At 70.9% G+C, this 17,174-nt stretch carries 16 protein-coding genes and 1 pseudogene; 7 read left to right on the top strand and 10 right to left on the bottom strand.

The window, feature by feature from the left end; genetic code table 11:
- Window positions 1–138: 138 nt before the first annotated feature.
- Window positions 139–915 carry a hypothetical protein gene (locus tag MTR79_RS11150; protein ID WP_199204559.1) on the top strand — a complete coding sequence of 259 codons (777 nt, stop codon included), beginning with the start codon at window positions 139–141 and terminating at the stop codon, window positions 913–915.
- Window positions 916–1,409: 494 nt separating this feature from the next.
- On the opposite strand, the gene MTR79_RS11145 is transcribed toward MTR79_RS11150, so the two are convergent.
- From MTR79_RS11145 to MTR79_RS11125, 5 genes are all read right to left on the bottom strand, one after another.
- Window positions 1,410–1,817 (bottom strand): DUF6278 family protein, encoded by a 408-nt coding sequence (locus MTR79_RS11145; protein ID WP_244789972.1) that lies wholly within the window; start codon window positions 1,815–1,817, stop codon window positions 1,410–1,412.
- A 74-nt stretch (window positions 1,818–1,891) separates the two neighbouring features.
- Entirely contained in the window at window positions 1,892–2,671 is a 780-nt protein-coding gene (locus MTR79_RS11140) for an exodeoxyribonuclease III (protein WP_244789971.1), read from the bottom strand.
- Window positions 2,672–2,756: 85 nt separating this feature from the next.
- Window positions 2,757–3,392 (bottom strand): MBL fold metallo-hydrolase, encoded by a 636-nt coding sequence (locus MTR79_RS11135; RefSeq protein WP_048455337.1) that lies wholly within the window; start codon window positions 3,390–3,392, stop codon window positions 2,757–2,759.
- 211 nt (window positions 3,393–3,603) lie between these two features.
- Window positions 3,604–4,908 (bottom strand): alpha/beta fold hydrolase, encoded by a 1,305-nt coding sequence (locus tag MTR79_RS11130; RefSeq protein WP_244789969.1) that lies wholly within the window; start codon window positions 4,906–4,908, stop codon window positions 3,604–3,606.
- Window positions 4,905–6,233, bottom strand: coding sequence for a tyrosine-type recombinase/integrase (locus MTR79_RS11125; protein WP_244789968.1), 1,329 nt, complete (start codon window positions 6,231–6,233; stop codon window positions 4,905–4,907). The genes MTR79_RS11130 and MTR79_RS11125 overlap by 4 nt, the downstream gene beginning before the upstream one ends.
- Before the next feature lie 811 nt (window positions 6,234–7,044).
- On the opposite strand from MTR79_RS11125, the gene MTR79_RS11120 reads away from it, so the two are divergent.
- The 3 genes from MTR79_RS11120 to MTR79_RS11110 all read left to right on the top strand — a co-directional run bounded on the left by MTR79_RS11120 (window position 7,045) and on the right by MTR79_RS11110 (window position 9,757).
- Window positions 7,045–8,358, top strand: coding sequence for an NtaA/DmoA family FMN-dependent monooxygenase (locus MTR79_RS11120; RefSeq protein ID WP_244789967.1), 1,314 nt, complete (start codon window positions 7,045–7,047; stop codon window positions 8,356–8,358).
- Window positions 8,358–8,870, top strand: a complete 513-nt coding sequence (locus tag MTR79_RS11115) for a flavin reductase family protein (RefSeq protein ID WP_223780741.1) — start codon at window positions 8,358–8,360, stop codon at window positions 8,868–8,870. The genes MTR79_RS11120 and MTR79_RS11115 overlap by 1 nt, the downstream gene beginning before the upstream one ends.
- A 170-nt stretch (window positions 8,871–9,040) precedes the next feature.
- The gene (locus MTR79_RS11110) at window positions 9,041–9,757 is read left to right on the top strand and encodes an NAD(P)-binding domain-containing protein (RefSeq protein WP_244789966.1); all 717 of its coding nucleotides are present in this window, start codon (window positions 9,041–9,043) and stop codon (window positions 9,755–9,757) included.
- Between the two features lie 145 nt (window positions 9,758–9,902).
- Here MTR79_RS11110 and MTR79_RS11105 read toward each other — a convergent pair whose 3' ends face one another.
- Together MTR79_RS11105 and MTR79_RS11100 are read right to left on the bottom strand one after the other, a co-directional pair.
- Window positions 9,903–10,652, bottom strand: coding sequence for an NAD(P)-binding domain-containing protein (locus tag MTR79_RS11105; protein ID WP_280518388.1), 750 nt, complete (start codon window positions 10,650–10,652; stop codon window positions 9,903–9,905).
- A 165-nt stretch (window positions 10,653–10,817) separates the two neighbouring features.
- Complete coding sequence (locus tag MTR79_RS11100; protein ID WP_244789964.1) at window positions 10,818–11,438, bottom strand: TetR/AcrR family transcriptional regulator; 621 nt, start codon at window positions 11,436–11,438, stop codon at window positions 10,818–10,820.
- A 305-nt stretch (window positions 11,439–11,743) separates the two neighbouring features.
- On the opposite strand from MTR79_RS11100, the gene MTR79_RS11095 reads away from it, so the two are divergent.
- Window positions 11,744–13,285: a DHA2 family efflux MFS transporter permease subunit gene (locus MTR79_RS11095; RefSeq protein WP_244789962.1), complete on the top strand. Its 1,542-nt coding sequence runs from the start codon at window positions 11,744–11,746 to the stop codon at window positions 13,283–13,285.
- Window positions 13,286–13,582: 297 nt separating this feature from the next.
- Window positions 13,583–14,281: a nitroreductase gene (locus tag MTR79_RS11090; RefSeq protein ID WP_244789960.1), complete on the top strand. Its 699-nt coding sequence runs from the start codon at window positions 13,583–13,585 to the stop codon at window positions 14,279–14,281.
- Window positions 14,282–14,502: 221 nt separating this feature from the next.
- Here MTR79_RS11090 and MTR79_RS11085 read toward each other — a convergent pair whose 3' ends face one another.
- Window positions 14,503–15,471, bottom strand: a complete 969-nt coding sequence (locus MTR79_RS11085; RefSeq protein WP_244789958.1) for a carbohydrate kinase — start codon at window positions 15,469–15,471, stop codon at window positions 14,503–14,505.
- A gap of 5 nt (window positions 15,472–15,476) precedes the next feature.
- On the opposite strand from MTR79_RS11085, the pseudogene MTR79_RS11080 reads away from it, so the two are divergent.
- Window positions 15,477–15,671: pseudogene (locus tag MTR79_RS11080) on the top strand (IS110 family transposase); the annotation flags it as partial.
- Window positions 15,672–15,745: 74 nt separating this feature from the next.
- On the opposite strand, the gene MTR79_RS11075 reads toward MTR79_RS11080, so the two are convergent.
- Together MTR79_RS11075 and MTR79_RS11070 are read right to left on the bottom strand one after the other, a co-directional pair.
- Window positions 15,746–16,291 (bottom strand): hypothetical protein, encoded by a 546-nt coding sequence (locus MTR79_RS11075; RefSeq protein WP_244789956.1) that lies wholly within the window; start codon window positions 16,289–16,291, stop codon window positions 15,746–15,748.
- Window positions 16,288–16,866: a DUF5994 family protein gene (locus MTR79_RS11070; protein WP_244789954.1), complete on the bottom strand. Its 579-nt coding sequence runs from the start codon at window positions 16,864–16,866 to the stop codon at window positions 16,288–16,290. Before MTR79_RS11070 ends, MTR79_RS11075 begins: the two co-directional genes overlap by 4 nt.
- Window positions 16,867–17,174: the final 308 nt, after the last annotated feature.

Below are 17,174 nucleotides of genomic sequence, written 5' to 3'. Positions count from 1 at the left end.
GGGCCGTCCGGGCAGCTTAGTTCGCCGCCATGCCCGCGTCAGGGAGGCCGTACGCGCGTGCCGCCGTGCGCTGTCGGGGCGTCCGCCCGCCCGGGGCGTCGAACACGGGTGCGCTCGGGACCGCTACCATGCGCGCCCATGAATGACGACGTGCGCAACATCGTGCTGGGCCTGGTGGCCGCGGGCATCAGCGCCAGCCTGGGCTGGATCGCCCGTACGTACCTCTGGAAGCGCAAGCTCCGGCGCAAGCAGGCCTTCTTCGGACTTCCCGACAACTCCGAGTCGTTGCTCGTCGTCAACCGCGACCCGGCGACGGCCGAACCGGCGGTGCACCGCTTCGACGTGTTCGCGCTGCTCGAACTGTCCGCGCTGGTCAAGGACTGCGGGGCGCACGTCCAGGTGGTCACTCAGGACGCGGCGCACCAGGGGTTCGGCGAGCGGACCGAGTTCTGCGTGGGCGGGCCGGGGTCGAACCGGCGGATGGTCGCCCACATGGCGGCCATGCTGCCCGGGGTGCGGGTCAACATCGACCCGGAGCCGGGTCCGGACCGCGGCGCCTTCCGCATAGGCGCCGACCTGTACCGCATGGAGCCGGGCATCACCGAGTACGTGCTGCTGGCGCGGCTGACGGCGGGCGAACGGCGGGAGACGCGGCCGGTGTTCCTGTTCTGCGGGCAGCGGGCGATCACCAACCAGGCGGCGACGCGTTACCTCGCCCGCCACCACGAGCGGCTGGCCCGCAAGTACGGGTCGGGGTCGTTCGTACTGCTGCTGAAGGTCGTCAACTCGCAGGCGTACGGCCCGGACGTGGTGGAACTGGTCGCGGACGTCACCAAGCCGGCACAGAGCCCGCTGCCCGCACCTTCTGAGCCGGCGGCGCCGAAGGCGCAGAAGAAGTCGCACCGGGCGGACTGAAGGACCCTCCCCCACGGGTCGCCCTGCGGGTGGGCTGCACGTCGGGCGGGTCCGGTCCGGCGCCCCGTGGGCCTCACGTCCGCGCATCCGGAGGCGTCGCTCCGGAACAGGAGCGGCCCCTGGAGGGGGCTGGGCGGCACCACCCGTCCGGCGCGCAGCTGACCTTCTCCTCACCTGCGGGCGACCGTGGCTCGGCCGCTGCCGCCGGGAGCAGTGATCTCCGGCTGCCGCCGGACGGGACCGGCCTGTGTGATCCGCCGCCCCGGCTGGGCGGGCGGTCCCGTCCCGGCGGCGTCCCCGCTTACGCCGCGAAGTCTCCTCCTCCACCGGGACGGAGGAAACATCGTAGTCGAGGTCCGGGCGGACGGGTTTCCGTACGTCATGGTGACCGCCGCAACGTATCCGGGCAAGATCGCCAGGACGGAGCGACACGCACTTTCCGGGCATAAGCCGTATTTACAGCGGGTGATGGGGCGCGCGCGGGGGCGCGCACCTCAGCCTTCCGCGACTTCCGCGTACCACTGCGACAGTTCGGGCGCCCCGTCGGCCGCCCACCGGTGTCCCGCGTCGACGACGTCGAACTCCCGTCCTCCGGCGAGCCGTACGACCGGCTGTCCGTCGGGACGGAGGCCCCAGGCGGCGCCCCCGACGGTGCGGACGATCACGGTGCCCAGGTACAACCCGGCGTCGTTCCCCAGCCATTCGGAGGTGTCCTCGTCGTCCCGCCAGCGCGGAACCAGCTGGTCGAGGGCCTCCAGCGAGGCCGGGCCGTCGTCCAGCCGGACCCCTTCCCGCTCCGCCTGGGAGCGCAACAGCGCGCACTCGGCGAGGAGTTCCGCGAGCCCCTCAGGGCCGGGGAGTTCGTCCTTCCGGCGCCGCTTGCCCAGGAACGGGATCCTCATACTGCCAGCCTGTCATTCGAACCGCCCCGCGCACCACAGGCGCGCGGGGTCCGCCGACGCCGGGCCGGCCCCCGTCACACGTCCAGGTCGACGACGACCGGGGCGTGGTCCGAGGCGCCCTTGCCCTTGCGCTCCTCACGGTCGACGTAGGAGTCGGTGACGGCCTTGGCGAACGGCTCGTTGCCGTAGACCAGGTCGATGCGCATGCCGCGGTTCTTGGGGAAGCCGAGCTGACGGTAGTCCCAGTACGTGAACGGGTGGTCGTACTTGAGAGGGCGCGGGACGACGTCGGTCAGGCCGGTCTCGCGCAGGGAGGCGAGGGCGGCGCGCTCGGCCGGGGTGACGTGCGTGGAGCCCTCGAAGGCGGCCGGGTCGAACACGTCGTCGTCGGTCGGCGCGATGTTGTAGTCGCCGAGGACGGCGAACGGGCGGTCGCCCACCGCGTCACCCGCGACGGCCGCCTTCAGGGCCTCCAGCCACTGGAGCTTGTACGCGTAGTGCGGGTGCTCCACCTCGCGGCCGTTCGGCACGTAGACCGACCAGACGCGCACCGGGCCGCAGGTCGCGGAGACGGCGCGGGGCTCCTCGGAGCCGTCGTACCCCGGGTCGCCCGGGAGGCCCTTGACGACGTCCTCCAGGCCGACGCGGGAGAGCACCGCCACGCCGTTCCACCGGCCGGTGGCGTGGACCGCCGCCTCGTAGCCCAGCTCGCGCAGCTGCTCCGCCGGGAACTGGGCCTCGGCGACCTTGGCCTCCTGGAGGCACAGCACGTCCGTGCCGCTGCTCTCCAGCCAGGCCAGGAGCCTCGGCAGGCGGGCGGTGATCGAGTTCACGTTCCAGGTCGCGATGCGCATGCCCCACAACCTACCCGCCGCCTGTGACAACGCGCGGCCGTCGGCCGTGGCCCGTGGACGGGCGCCGACGGCCGCCACCCGCGGCTCAGAGCTGTACCGCGTCCCTGGGGGCCAGCCGCAGGTGCTCGGAGCCGCCGAGGGCGCCGATCTGGCGGTCGTAGATCGGGCGGGCGAGGTCGGTGAGCAGGGCGTCGTGGATGTCGTAGGCGCGCTGCGGGCGGACCTCGCGAACGTAGTCGATCACCTCGGAGATCTTGTTCCACGGCGCCATGACGGGCAGCATCAGCGTCTCGACCGGCTGGTCGGGGACGGTGAGCGCGTCGCCCGGGTGGAACAGCTTGCCGCCCTCGACGAGGTAGCCGACGTTGGTGATGCGGGGGATGTCCGGGTGGATCACCGCGTGCAGCTCGCCGTGCGCCTGGACGTCGAAGCCGGCGGCGGTGAAGGCGTCACCGTGGCCGACGGTGTGCACGCGGCCCGGGAAGGCGGCGGAGACCCGGTCCGCGACCGCCTTCAGCGTCCAGATCTCGGCGGCCGGGTTGGCCTCCATGGCGGTGCGCAGCCGGCCCTCGTCGAAGTGGTCCGGGTGCTCGTGGGTGACCAGCACGGCGTCCGCGCCGACGGCGGCGTCCTCCTCGCTGAATCCGCCCGGGTCGACGACGAGGACGCGTCCGTCCTTCTCCAGCCGGACGCAGGAGTGCGACATCTTGGTGAGCTTCATGACTCCATCCTGCATCCGGGGCGCGGGGCGGCACGCCGGGGCGGGGGCGGGGGCGTCCGCGCCCGGCGGCCGCGGGACCGTCCGAGCGGTGCGGGGCCGTCCGAGCGGTGCGGGGCCGTCCATGCGGTGCGGGACCGTCCTCGCAGTGCGGGGCCGTCCACGCGGCGCGGGACCGTCCTCGCAGTGCGGGACCGTCCACGCAGCGCGGGGCTCACTCCGGTGGGGTGGTCTCCTCGCGGATGACCTGCCGCGCCACGCGGAAGGCGCCGCTGGCGGCCGGGACGCCGCAGTAGACGGCCGCCTGGAGCAGCACCTCCTTGATCTCGTCCGGGGTGAGACCGTTGCGCAGGGCGGCCCGGGTGTGCACGGCGAGTTCGTCGAGGTGGCCGCCCGCGACGAGGGCGGTGAGGGTGACGCAGCTGCGGGTGCGGCGGTCGAGGCCGGGGCGGTGCCAGACCTCGCCCCAGGCGTACCGGGTGACAAGCTGCTGGAAGTCCTCCGAGAAGGCGTCGGTCTGCTCCAGGACCCCGTCGACGTGCGCGTCGCCCAGCACCTCCCGGCGGACCTTGATGCCGGTGTCGTACGGGTCCGGGGAGCCCTGCACCTGCGGGGGCACGGCGGCCGGGGCGATCTCGGCGACGGGCGCGGGCTGCGGCGGGGCGACGCCCGGCGCCTGCGGCGGCCGGGGCGCGGCGGCGGGCAGCACGACGTGGCCGGCGGTGATCTCGGGAAGGGGCTGCCAGGCGGTGGAGAAGTGCCGGACCAGCAGGTCGGTGACGGCGGCGGGCTGCTCCACCGGCACGAGGTGGCTGGCGCCGGGCACGACGGCGAGGCGGGCGTCGGGGATGCCGGCGACCAGGGTGCGGGCCTCGGCGGGCCCGGTGACCTGGTCCTCGGAGCCGACGAGCACGAGGGTCGGCACGCCGACGCTGCCGAGACCCGCCCGGACGTCGAAGGAGGCGAGGGCCTCGCAGGCCGCGATGTAACAGCCGGGGTCGGTGGTGCGCACCATCTGCACGGCCCACTCGGTGATCGCGGGCTGGGCGGCGGCGAACCCGCCGGTGAACCAGCGTTCGGGCGCCGAGCGGGCGATGGGGTCGAGGCCGTTGGTGCGCACGATCACGCCGCGCTGGCGGAACTCGTCGGCGGTGCCGAAGCGGGGCGAGGCCGCGATCAGCGCGAGGGACGCGAGGCGCTCGGGGTGGCGCAGCGCCAGCTCGATGCCGACGGCGCCGCCGAGCGCGCAGCCCGCGTACCCGAAGCGGTGGACACCGAGGCTCTCGAGGGTGGCGAGCAGCCGCGTGGCGAGGTCGCCGACGGAGGCGGCGGGGTGGGCGGGGGCGCCGCCGTGCCCGGGGAGGTCGAAGCGGAACACCCGCCACTGCTTCGTCAGTTCGGGAATCTGCCGGTCCCACATGTGCCATGTAGCACCGAGGGACGGCCCCATGACGAGGACCGGGGCCTGTTCCGGCCCGTCAAAGCGGTATTGCATGGTGTCGACGTTCTTCTCACTCACCCGTTCACGCTCCCACATCTCACATTCTCTTCGTGAACGGGGGCGGAGCCACTCGCTAGACCTCCCCACGTGTCCGCCGCCGGCCGCAGGTCGTCCACATCCGGTTTCACGTACCAGCGCTTCGTGGTCCGGATGTCGGCGTGACCGGCCCACCGGGCGAGGAGATGGTCCGGGACACCGTGGTTCGCCAGGTACGTCAGGCAGCTCGCACGGGCGTCGTACAGACGAACTCGCCGCAGCCCGCTGCGATCCATGACCTTGTAGGCTCGCTCACGCAGTTGCCGCCCGTTGAGCGCTCTTCCCCGAGCGTCCACGAGGACGTAGCCGCTGTCTTCGTACCCCTGCCCGGCCGCCGTCTTTTCGGCTGCCTGATCAGCCCGGAACGCGGTCAAAGCAGCCGCAACCGGAGCCGGCAGAGGAAGCTGCCGCTCACCGGCAAGCGACTTGGCGTCCTTCTCCACCACGATGTCGTTCCCCATGACCGTCCGGGTGTTGGTGATGGACACCGTGGCTTCGTCCAGGTCGACGTCCGCCCAGCGCATGCCACAGATCTCCGCCGGCCGAAGCCCCATCAGAGCCAGAAGAAACGGTGCCTGCAGGCGGTCACCTGCGATCGCACGAACAAAGGCGCGTACTTCCGTGACGCTCCACGGCGGCACAGCCTCCCTGGCCCTGCGCTCTGCCTTCCGTGCCCTACGGGGAACGGTCACCTCACGAGCGACATTCACCTCGACCAGACCCCGTGTCACCGCCCGGTCGAGCGCCTCCTTCAGCCGGGCCAGCGACATCTCGACCGAGGTCGCCCCCAGGCCGGTGCCCGTCTTCCCTCTCCGTACGCGCCCCTCTTGGAGCGCCCATCGCATCCATGCCTCGACATGGTCCTCGGTGAGGTCCTGGAGCCGGATGCGCCCGAGCCTTCCGCGGACGCGGGCCAAGGTCATGGTGTAGCTGTAGGCAGTACTTTCTTCTAGATCTTCTGCCTTCATGGACAGCCACTGATCGAGCCACTCGTCCACCGTGACCTGACTGAGCGGTGCCCGCTCTGCCTCGTAGCGACGATGCACGATGCTCGCGTACTCCGCCTTCGCCTCCCTCAGCGTGCCGAAGGTACGCGTCACCTGCTTTCGCTTCCCGGTGATCGGATCAGGGCCTGCGTCGACCACAAAACGGTACCGAACCTTCCCCTTGGCATCAGGGACGAGCTTCTTGATCGGATAAGACAGAACTGCCCGCTTTCCTTCAGTGTCGGAGCTTCTCTGGAACAGAGAAGTCGCCAGGGCTTGACGAACCACTCCAAGGGTTGCCGTGATCGCCGGTTTGGCCAACCGGCGATCACGATCTATGTTCCGCTCACCGTCGGCCGGGACCGGCCCTCCGCAGTCCCGCAAGAGTCCATGCGCGTGCCAGCCCCACTGGTGGGACGGCGGTGGTCCGCCCACTGCTCCCCGGAGCTCCGCACTCGGCCGTCCAGGGCGATCTTGTCCTTGCCGCGCATGGAGAGGGCCAGGAGCCTCGCATCGAAGCCAAACCTGTCCGGACCGCGCTCCTCTTCGGAGCGCGGCTCCCCCGCTGGCGGCGAGCCGACAGCGTCGGCATCCGGGTTGACGAGCGCTCCCTCACCTCCGGTCGACCGCTTCCGGCATGCTGACGGGAGCGGCACACCTGACGTGAACCACCCTGCCCCTCCTGGGGCGACCGCTGTGGGTTGCGAGCTGACCCGGCCGCCGAGCAGGAACAGTATCGCCGGCACGATGACCATGCGAACGATGAAGGTTATGACTGTTGGCGGGTCTCACCCGCCGGGGTCCCATACGTTCTCCGCTGCCACCTACCAGGACACTTTCGGCGGCCCCCCTTCCGGCACCGCACGCCGCGGCCCTCCGGCTGACTCGCAAGCGTCGGCGATCGAGTCCAGGGACACAACTGCCCGCCACCCTCGCCACTCGGGCTCAGAGGGACGTCGTTGGCCTGTACACCCAGGACTCCTGCATCTCGGCTGCTCCCTTCTTTGCCCGGCCTGGCCGCTTTGACAATACGGAGGAAGTCTCCGTATTGTCGGGGCCTAATCGGAGATGCTCTCCGTTTTATGTCTCATCTGGAGGGCCAGTCGTGTCAAGCCGTCAGATGCTCCTGTGCATGCAGTTCACCAGCGGCTACGGAGCCGAACCCGGGGCGTGGCGTCTTCCTGGGGCGAACCTGCGCAGCTATACGGACATGGACCAGTTCGTGCGGTACGCGCAGGCAGCCGAGCGAGGCAAGATTCAGCTGCTGTTCTTCGCGGACACTCCGGTTCTGGATGTGGACCTCGAACAACAGGTCCCGCATTTCGCGATCGATCCGTTGCTGGTCATGACGTCCATCGCGCGGGAGACGGAGCGGATCGGGCTGGTCTCCACCGCCTCCACCACCTTCAACGAGCCCTACAACCTCGCCCGCCAGTTCAAGGCGCTGGACGTGATCAGCCACGGCCGGGCCGGCTGGAACGCGGTCACCACCTCCGACCCTGCCGCCGCGGCGAACTTCGGCCGCACTGTCCCGCCGCGGGCGGAGAAGTACGAGCGGGCCCACGAGGTCGTGCAGATCGTGCAGGCGCTGTGGGGAAGCTGGGAGAAGGGCGCGTGGGTCTTGGACGTGGACGGCAAGCGGTTCGCCGACATGGACAAGATCCAGCCGGTGAATCTCCAGGGCCGCCACGTCGCCTCCCGCGGCCCACTGCCCATCCCGCCCTCCGAGCAGGGCCAGCCGGTCATCTTCCAGGCGGGCGGCGGCAGCCACGGCCTGGAGCTGGCCGGCCGCTACGCCGACGGTGTCTACGCCAACCCCTACACCATCGAGGACGGCCAGGCCCAGCGCCAGGCACTGCGCGATGCCGCCGAGCGCGCCGGACGCGACCCGGACGAGGTGAAGATGTTCGCCGGCTTCATGCCAGCCATCGCCGCCTCCCGCCGGGCCGCCCTCGACCGGCGGCGGTTCCTCGACGAATCCGTGGACCTGCGCCAACGCGTCCGCTACCTCGGCGCCATGATCGGCCTGCCGCTCGACCACGGGCAGATCGACGAACCGCTGACCGCGGAACAGCTGGCCGACGCCGTACCCAGCCCGCACGACCCGCGCTCCGCCCGCGCCCTTCAGGTGGCACGGGAGGGCTGGACCCTGCGTGACGTACTCGCCCACGGCGTCATCGACTACCACCCGGTCGTGGCCGGCACCGCCGAGGACGTAGCCGACCACATGCAGCAGTGGTTCGAGGCCGGGGCCTGCGACGGCTTCTCCCTGGCCATCGACGGCTACCACGACGGCGTCGACGCCTTCGTCGACCAGGTCGTCCCCCTCCTGCAGGAACGCGGCCTGTTCCACCTCGACTACGAAGGCCCCACCCTGCGCGACCACCTCCACGCCCGCCAGCAGTACGGTCTCGACACGCGCGTCTCGGAAACGGCGGCCCGGTGATGTCCACCAGCGCGTCTCTGCGATCCGGCGCCACGGCGCAGCAGGCGTTCCGGGACGTCATGGCCGCCGTGGCGTCTCCGGTCGCCGTGGTCACCGCCCTGGACGACGGCCGCCCGCACGGCACCACGGTCAGCGCCTTCGCGTCCCTGTCCCTGACGCCGCCCATGGTGCTGGTGTCGCTGGACCAACGCTCGCGTCTGCTGGCGGCCGTCCGCCGCAGCGGCCGCTTCGGCGTCAACGTCCTCGGTGCGCACCAGGCCGATCTGGCCTCCGTCTTCGCCCGCTCCGGACCCGACAAGTTCGACGGAATCGACTGGTCGCCGAGTGGCGAGCTGCCCCGGCTGCCCGATGCCGCGGCGTGGATCGTCGCCGAGGTGGACGACTGCGTCGACGCCGGCGACCACACCGTCCTGCTCGCCCACGTAACGGCCGCGGAGCCGGGTCAGGGTTCCCTGAAACCGCTCACGTATCACCGGCGCTCTTTCGGCACCCATACACCACTGACCCAGTGACCGTGCGACACGACGAGGAAGGCATGGGATCCAGGGCCGATCACGGGCCCTGGGCATGGGGCGGCGCTGCGTGCCCTGCTGCGTCCAGCACACAGCGCCGCGGACGATCATCACCGAGAACCTGACCGGACCGCTCGGTACCGGGCACACCAACGAAGCAAGGAGCAACGATGCCGACCCTGGGAATCATCGGAAGCGGCAACATCGGGGCCGCGATCGCACGACTGGCGGTGGCCGCGGACATCGACGTGGTGATCGCCAACTCACGCGGCCCCGAAAGCCTGACAGATCTCGTCGGGGAACTGGGGCCGCGCGCCACGGCCGGCACCCTCGAAGAGGCCGCCCGCGCCGGAGAGGCGACCGTACTCAGCATTCCCCTGACCGCGTACCACGACCTGCCCGCCAGCCTCCTGACGGGCAGGACCGTGCTGGACACCGGCAACTACTATCCGCACCGCGACGGCCGGATCGCCGAACTCGACTCCGAGGAAGTGACCACGGCCGAGCTGGAGCAGCAGCTCCTGCCCGGCGCGCTGCTGGTCAAGGCGTTCAACAACATCCTGGCCCACCACATCCCCCAGCTGGCTCGGCCCGCCGGAGCTCCGGACCGTAGCGCCCTGCCCATCGCCGGCAACGACCCCGACGCGAAGGTCCGGGCGGCCGAGCTGATCGGTCGGCTCGGCTTCGACACGGTGGACGCCGGCACCCTGGACGAGAGCTGGCGCTTCGAGCCCGAGGCCGGCGCCTACACCCACATCTACCTGGCAGATCCCGATGTGCCGACCGAGCGCATCATGCAGGCCCCTGCGGCGCCGCTGCCCGCTGGCAAGCTCCAGGAGGCGCTGCGGACGGCCCAGCGGGTGAAGGTGGCCGCGCGCACCTTCTGACAGCGCGTATCCGGGCAGCGCCGTAACACCTTGCGCTGCCCCCATACCTTGGCCCCGACGTCGCCGACGTCGGGGCCAAGGTATGGGGAGTGGGAGGCGTGCTGCTCGACGGTCGACGTGCGAGTCGGGGCACCCCCGGAGGGGCTCACATGAACAGGGCCCGGTTCAGGCGGACGCCGTACTCCGCGTCGGGGTTGGTCGTGGCGTCCCCGACCCTTTCCTGGATCGCGGCGACGGCCAGGTCGCGCCGCTTGGGCAGGCGCTCGACCTCCGCAGCCGCCAGCGCACCCGGCATCTCCTCGCGAGTGAGGTCGGTGCAGTAGCACGGCGCGCCCGGCTGCTGCCGCCACGAGTCCGCGAGCGTTCCGGCGTCGAAGGCGTCGAACCCGGTGTCCTCGACCAGCGCCATGGCCATCTGGCGGTCCCGATCGCGGTCGGCGGCGACGGGGATGGCGATGCGGTCCGGGCTCCCCGCGGGCCTGCCCTTGGTCGCGAACGAGTGGGAACCGATCGCGTTCCACGCCTTGGCGATCGGCCGGCCCAGCTGTTCGGTGACCCACAGGCTCTCGACCTGACCGGCGTCGATGGCCTCGATCCGGCTGTCCCGCGCCGGGTAGTAGTTCGACGTGTCGATGACGACCGTGTCGGCCGGCACGTCGGCGATCAGTGACGCAACCTGCGGAAGACGGTTCAGGGGAATCGAGAGGATCACGACGTCGACGTCCTCGACGGCTTCTGCCGCCGTCACCGCGCGCCCGCCCATGGAGAGGACGTCAGCCTCGATCGTGTGCGGGCCGCGCGAGTTGGCCACCTTCACCTGATGCCCTGCCGCGGCCAGCCGCTGGGTCAGCGTCTTCCCGATATGCCCTACGCCCAGAATGCCGATCTTCACGATGTTTCTCCTTGCCTCGAGTTCGGTCGCGAGAGGCCGCCGACGCTGCGTCCGCGGTGTCCCAGTGGCAGCCCAGCCCGCAGGCCGCGCGCCCGACGGGTGGGGCGTCCAGCGGTGAGCTCTCGGGAGAGCACCCCGCGCGCAAGGGCGCCACGCTTCGGCCTGCGGTTACGCGGGGTCTTCGCCGCTCCCGGGAGCTGTTCCCGTCGTGGGCGTCTCCCACCCGGTGCGCATGAGGGAAACGAGCGCGTCGGGAGAAGATTCGTCGGCCATGGCGGCGCCACGGGCCCAGGCGGTGGCCAGCGTGCTGAGGAACAGGTCACGTCCCCGCACCCAGGGCTTGGCGCCGCCGTCGCGCTGGGCAGGGCGGAGGAAGTCCTCGGTGGTCGTGATGAATCCCTGACAGGTGATCGCCAGCGGGGACGCGTCTTCGGTCAGTGCGGCCCGCAGGGGTTCGGGCAGGCCGTCGAAGGCGGTCACCCATTCACCCAGTGCCTGAAGCCACTGGGCGAGCGCGTCGCGGGAGTCGGTCACCTCGCGCCGGATGGCGTCCCGGCGGGCCTCCAGTTCTTCGTCGCGGGCCTGCAGCAGGGCAGCCAGCAGGGCCTCCCGGTTGGGGAAGTGCCGGTAGAGGGTGCCCGGACCGACACCGGCCCGCTTGGCGATGGCGTCCATGGAGCCGGTGATGCCCTGCTCGGCGAAGAACTCTTCAGCGACCTCGAGGATGTGCGTGCGGTTGCGCTGCTTGTCCGTCCGCTGCCGACGCTCGCCGGTGGCTGCCTCACCCATGTCGTTGCACCTCCCGTTGACAATGCGGAGACCGTCTCCGTATCGTCTTCCGTGAAACGGAGACTATCTCCTTATCGGTTCCCATGCTACCGCCGACCTCGGCAGGCATCCGCTGCTCCTAGGGCAGCCCGGCGCGGCACACAGGCGTTCCGTGCCGACGGCCACCGGGGCGGCACACCCCACGCGACAGCTCCCCGGCCGAGGCCCCACCGGGTTGGGCTTGTGCAGCCGGACCCCACCGGCGCGCACCGACGGCATGGAACGCGTACGGCCCTTCGCACACCCAGCAACACGGAAGAGATCACATGTCCCCCGACAAGACTCCGGCGCCGGCCGCCGCAGACGCACCGCCACCGACCCGCAACGACGACAGACTGGCCTCCCAAGACGTCCTCGTCATCGGGATCCTGATGGTCTCCGCGTTCACCGTCCTGCTGAACGAGATGCTGCTGGGAGTCGCACTCCCCACCCTGATCACCGATCTCGACATCACTCCCACCACGGGACAGTGGCTCACGACGGGTTATCTGCTGACCCTGGCGATCCTCATCCCGGCCACCGGCTTCCTCCTACGGAGGTTCACCCTCCGTACGATCTTCCTCGGCTCGCTGTCCCTGTTCACCCTGGGCACGGCGATCGCCGCCGCCGCCCCGGGGTTCGGCGTGCTGTTCACCGGCCGCATCATCCAGGCAGCGGGCACGGCCGCCCTGATGCCCCTGCTGATGGCCACGACGATGCGCCTGGTGCCCCCGCACCGCCGAGGCCGGACGATGGCGCTGGTCACCGGCCTGACCGCGGTGGCACCCGCGGTCGGCCCGGCGGTGTCCGGCCTGGTGATCTCCCAGCTCAGCTGGCGGTGGCTGTTCATCCTCGTCCTGCCCGTCGTCCTGGCCGGGCTGGCCCTGGGCGCCGCCAAGCTGCGCAACATCACCACTCCGGAACCGGTCAGGCTGGACGTGCTGTCCCTCGTCCTGTCCGCCATCGGGTTCGGCGCCCTCGTCTACGGCCTGTCCACGATCGGCGAGTCGGCCTCCGGCCACGCACCGATAGCCCCCTGGATCCCGATCATCATCGGGCTTCTCGCCCTGGCGGTCTTCGTCCGCCGCCAGACCGTGCTGCAGCGCAGCGACAACGCCTTCCTCGACATGAGGATCTTCCGCACCCCGTCGTTCACCGTGCCGCTGCTGGTCATGCTCGTCGTCGCGCTGGTCGGGTTCGGCACCACGATGGTCCTGCCGCTGGTCCTCACCAACGTCGCGGGCCTGACGACGCTCCAGATCGGCCTCTTCCTGGTCCCCGGCGGAGCCCTGATCGCCCTCGTCTCGGCCCTCGGCGGACGCATCTACGACCGCTACGGACCGCGCCCCCTGGCCGTCCCCGGATCGGTCATCTGGACGGGTGCCCTGTGGTTCCTGAGCCGAGCGGACGAGAACACCGGTGTCACCGCGCTCCTGGCCGCCTACCTCGTCCTGTCGGCCTCCCAAGCCCTCATGTGGGCGCCGATGACGACGGCCGCACTGTCCTCCCTGCGCACCGAGCTCTACCCGCACGGCACCGCGGCGTTCAACACCGCCCAGCAGCTGGCCGGCGGCGCAGGCGGCGCCGTCCTGATCTCGGCCTACACCATCGGATCCCACGCCAAGGACGCGGGAGCACTGAACCTGGCCCAGTCCGTCTCGGCGTCACAAGCCGCCTTCACGACGGCGGCGGTCATCGGCTGCCTCGCGATCATCGGCACCCTCTGGGTCCGCAGAACCGCAGCCACCCCCCAGCCGCCGGCGTCTCCACCGAGCAACGCTCCCGTCAATGCCACCGCAGTGCCGACAGCGTCGTCGGCAACGGACTGACAACCCCGGCGCAGACGCCGACACACCGGCGAGGAGCCGCCACTTGAAGCGGGTGGCTCCTGGCGCTGGCAGCCAACGAACCGCGTACTGCACCGAGCCGACCCTCGATGACCTGGGAGCCGCTTGTGCCGCGGCCGACCACAACGAGACCCGGAGCAAGCGGAACCGCCAGACGCCACGCTTCGCCGCTCTCACCTCCACGCCCACGCTCGAGGAGACCGTGGAACCAACCACTCCCCTCGCCACTGACACGCCCGCCCTCCGGCCACCCCGAGCCGCCCTCTGGAAAGGAACCTCTTGTCCACCACCGCCTCCCTGTTCACCGAACTCGTACGCGTCAGGCACTCCCCGCGGCAGTTCCGGCCGACGCCGCTGTCCCCTGCGGACATCCGCGGCGTCCTGGAGGATGCGCAGACCGCCCCCTCGAACAGCAACACCCAGCCCTGGACGGTGCACATAGTCTCGGGTGCCGCCCGGGACGCCTTGAGCAAGGAACTGCTCAAGGCGTACGAGGACGGCCGGGACTCGGCGGACTTCACCGGCGACTACGGCGACGGCGTCTACCTCGAGCGGTCCTATCAGCACGGCGCCCGTGTCTACGGGGCGCGAGGCATAGCGCGCTCCGACATGGAGGGCAGGAACGAAGTGATCCGCGAGAACCTGCGTTTCTACGATGCGCCCCACGTCGCCCTGCTCTTCATGCCACAACTCGGCGACGGGGTCCGGACGGCCGGTGACATCGGCATGTACGCCCAGAACTTCCTGCTCTCGCTGACCGCACGAGGCTTCCACGGCATCCCGCAGGCCGTCCTCGGCGTGTACGCCGACACGGTCCGGGCGTCGCTGGGCGTCCGAGACGACCTCAAGCTGCTCTTCGGCATCTCCTTCGGCATCGGCGACAAGACGTCACCGATGTACGACATCGGCATGGGACGCATCCCGCTGCAACAGAGTGTGGTCCTGCACGACACCCCCGGAGTCCTCGACGAGCAATAGCTGTTTCCCTCACGAGGCGGGCCCGGGGCGGGGAAGTAGTTGGTGTCTGCTGGGGCGTAGGCCGCTGCGACGGGGGTGGACGGCAGGCAGCCCTTCCCGGAGTCACAGTGCTGGCGCCCTACCGGGTGGGCCGCACCATCGCCCCCGGTGAGCGGAAACATCTCGAACCGGGGCCGGGTCACGGTCAGCTGCGTTGCCGGCGAACGGCGCCAACGTTGCGGTCAGCGTCGAACCGCAGTGGCGAGATCGTCCACCCAGGGTGGATTCGCACTGGGGACCGAAACCGTCAGGGCGGCGACTTGGGCGGCGAACGAGCAGGCATCAGCGACGTCTTCGAGGGTCAGTTCGTCGAGGCGGCCACCCAGGTGTCCGGCATCGGCAAGGCGGTGCAGCAGGCCCGCGGTGAAGGAGTCGCCGGCACCGACGGTGTCGATGACCACCGCAGGAGGGGCTGGGACGGTGACGCGCGCACCGTCGAGGGACGCGAGGGCGCCGCGTCCGCCAAGGGTGATGACGACGAGGCGGGCGCCTGCGGTGTGCCAGGTGTCGCAGGCTTCTTCGAGGCCGGCACCGGGCGCCAGGAAGGTGCAGTCGTCTTCGCTGAGGCGGAGGATGTCGGCGACGGCGCACCAGTGGTGCAGCCGTTCGCGGTAGGCGGAGGGCGGTACGAGCAGGGGGCGGACGTTGGGGTCGATGGATACGGTGGTGCGCTCGCGCACCTGAGCGAGGTGTTCCTCGATTCGGCTGCCGCCGGGCCGGCGGATCAGCGCGAGAGAACCGGTGTGTAGGCAGACCGCGTCGTCGTTCCGCGTCGCGGCGAGTTCGCTGTCGGTCCACTGCCAGTCGGCGGCGCCGTCGGCATAGAAGCCATAGGTGGCTTGGCCGGTCGCGTCGAGGTCGGCGACGGCGAGCGTGCTGGGCTCGGAGGTGGTCACGCTGCTGGTCAGGTTGACGCCGGAGGCGTTGAGGCGGGCGCGGAAGAGGGTGCCGAAGGCGTCGTTGGAGAAGCGTCCGAGGAAGCGGGTGGGGGTGCCGAGCCGGGCGAGGGCGACGGCGGTGTCGGCCGGGCCTCCACCGGCCAGCGCCCGTAGGGCCAGACCATCGGGATCGGACCGGTCGCGATCCTCGAAGATGTCGGCGACGCACTCGCCGAGGACGTCGACGCTGCCGGGGGACCCGGGTCGGGCCATGGTGACTGTCCGCCTTCGCCTGCATGAACGCCGCCCCCGCCTCCCGCACCTACTACGACCGCCAGCGAGCCCGCGGCAAGACCCACACCCAAGCCCTCCTCCGACTCGCCCGTCAACGCATCAGCGTCCTGTTCGCCATGCTCCGCGACGGCACCTTCTACGAACCCCGGACACCGAAAGACGTCGAGCTCACCGCATAACCTCAGCAACCCCAAACCACCCCAAACCCGACAGGGGTGCCTTGACGAAAGACATAGAGGCCCCCGCAGCCTGCTCACTCGGGGGCGTACTGCGGGGCGGCCGGCTCAGCCGCACGCTCCGTTCCCGCCCGCGGCCATCCGACTCCCCGAGGCGTCAGCCTGATCGTCGTGGGCCTGTCGCCGGGCCCTCGGTCCACGATGATCCAGCCCTCGTCCGCCAGATACGTACAGGCGACGAGGAAGTCCCGCTCGGGGATACCGAGGTCGTCCTGGAGCTCCGCTCCGTCGACACCGCCTTGGCCATCTCCTCCGGCAGTTCGGAGCAGAGCTCGCATGACCTTCTCACGGTATGCCTGCCGCTCGCGCAGTATCGCCATGACATGCCGTCGCCGGTCGTCCTCGCCCGCGCCGCGATCCCTGGTCTCCCTCGTGGGTGCCGCGATCACGTCCGCCTCCGACCGGCGATGCCGCCGGGCCCGGCGGCCTACCCCCGGCAGGGCGTCGCTGTAGGGGAAGGCCGCGATCCGCTCGCCGTGCTGAACGTTGAGCCGGTGGATCAGAACGCCTCCGACGGCGATCAGGAAGAGCAGCGCGACCACAGTGATGGCTGTAACCGTCATGACCGCTCACCTCCAGCGCCCGGAGGCCGTGCCGCGCCCGGAGGCCGTGCCGCGGCCGGTCGCCGTGCCGCGGCCGGTCCCTTGCGCCCGGGCCGGGATGACGCGCGGCCCGCCCCACCGTCGGTCTCCCACGCTTCCTCTCGGCTGCGGGCATCGGCCGCGTCCACTGCACGCTCCCGGTGCGGGACCACGGCGGCAGGGCCCATCAGCTGCGCTGCGGCAACCGCTCCGGTCTCCGGCGGGATCACCAGCATGTCCCTACGGCCACCGGAGGACACCAGGGTCAGCCTGTGCGGGTCCTGTCCTTCGGCCGACCAGTCCACCCGCACGGTGCGCCCGGCCAGGGACACCCAACGCGGGATGACGGGCCAGTGGGAGGGGCTCACCGTGATGCCGGTGATGCGGCCCCAGGCGCCGCCCACTGCGTCCGCCAAGGGCGGCAGCTCACGGGTGAGGGCACGGGAGCGCGGCCACCACACGCCGTCCAGGCTGCCCGGTGCGGCTGTCAGGGATACGCGGGCCCGCGGCGACGGGGCGCGCCCGGTGGATGCCGTGCGGTCGATGGTCACGGTCATGGCGCGGACCTGTCCCCGGGAACCGCCGTACGGACCCGGAATTGTCGATCACCGGGAACGGCACCGGTACGGAGCCGGTGCGCGAAGAACCCCCGGTAACCCCACCGTACTCCCTCGAACAGCTCGAAAGCACCGGACGTCCGGGCGTTCGGGCCCGCCTCGCCATCGTGGGACCAGCCGTGATGCCGGTGGGCTGATCCGGTGCGGTCCGCCCGCTGCCCACCGGGGCGACCGACGACAGCGGGCGGACCGCACAGTGCGCCCGGGTGGAGTACACCGAGTGGGTTGAGCGTGCTATCTGTCCCGTA

Source organism: Streptomyces sp. BJ20, assembly GCF_022869105.1.
GTDB lineage: Bacteria > Actinomycetota > Actinomycetes > Streptomycetales > Streptomycetaceae > Streptomyces > Streptomyces griseoincarnatus.
Note: the sequence above shows the minus strand (reverse complement) of the source record. Positions and strands in the feature narration are given on the sequence as shown.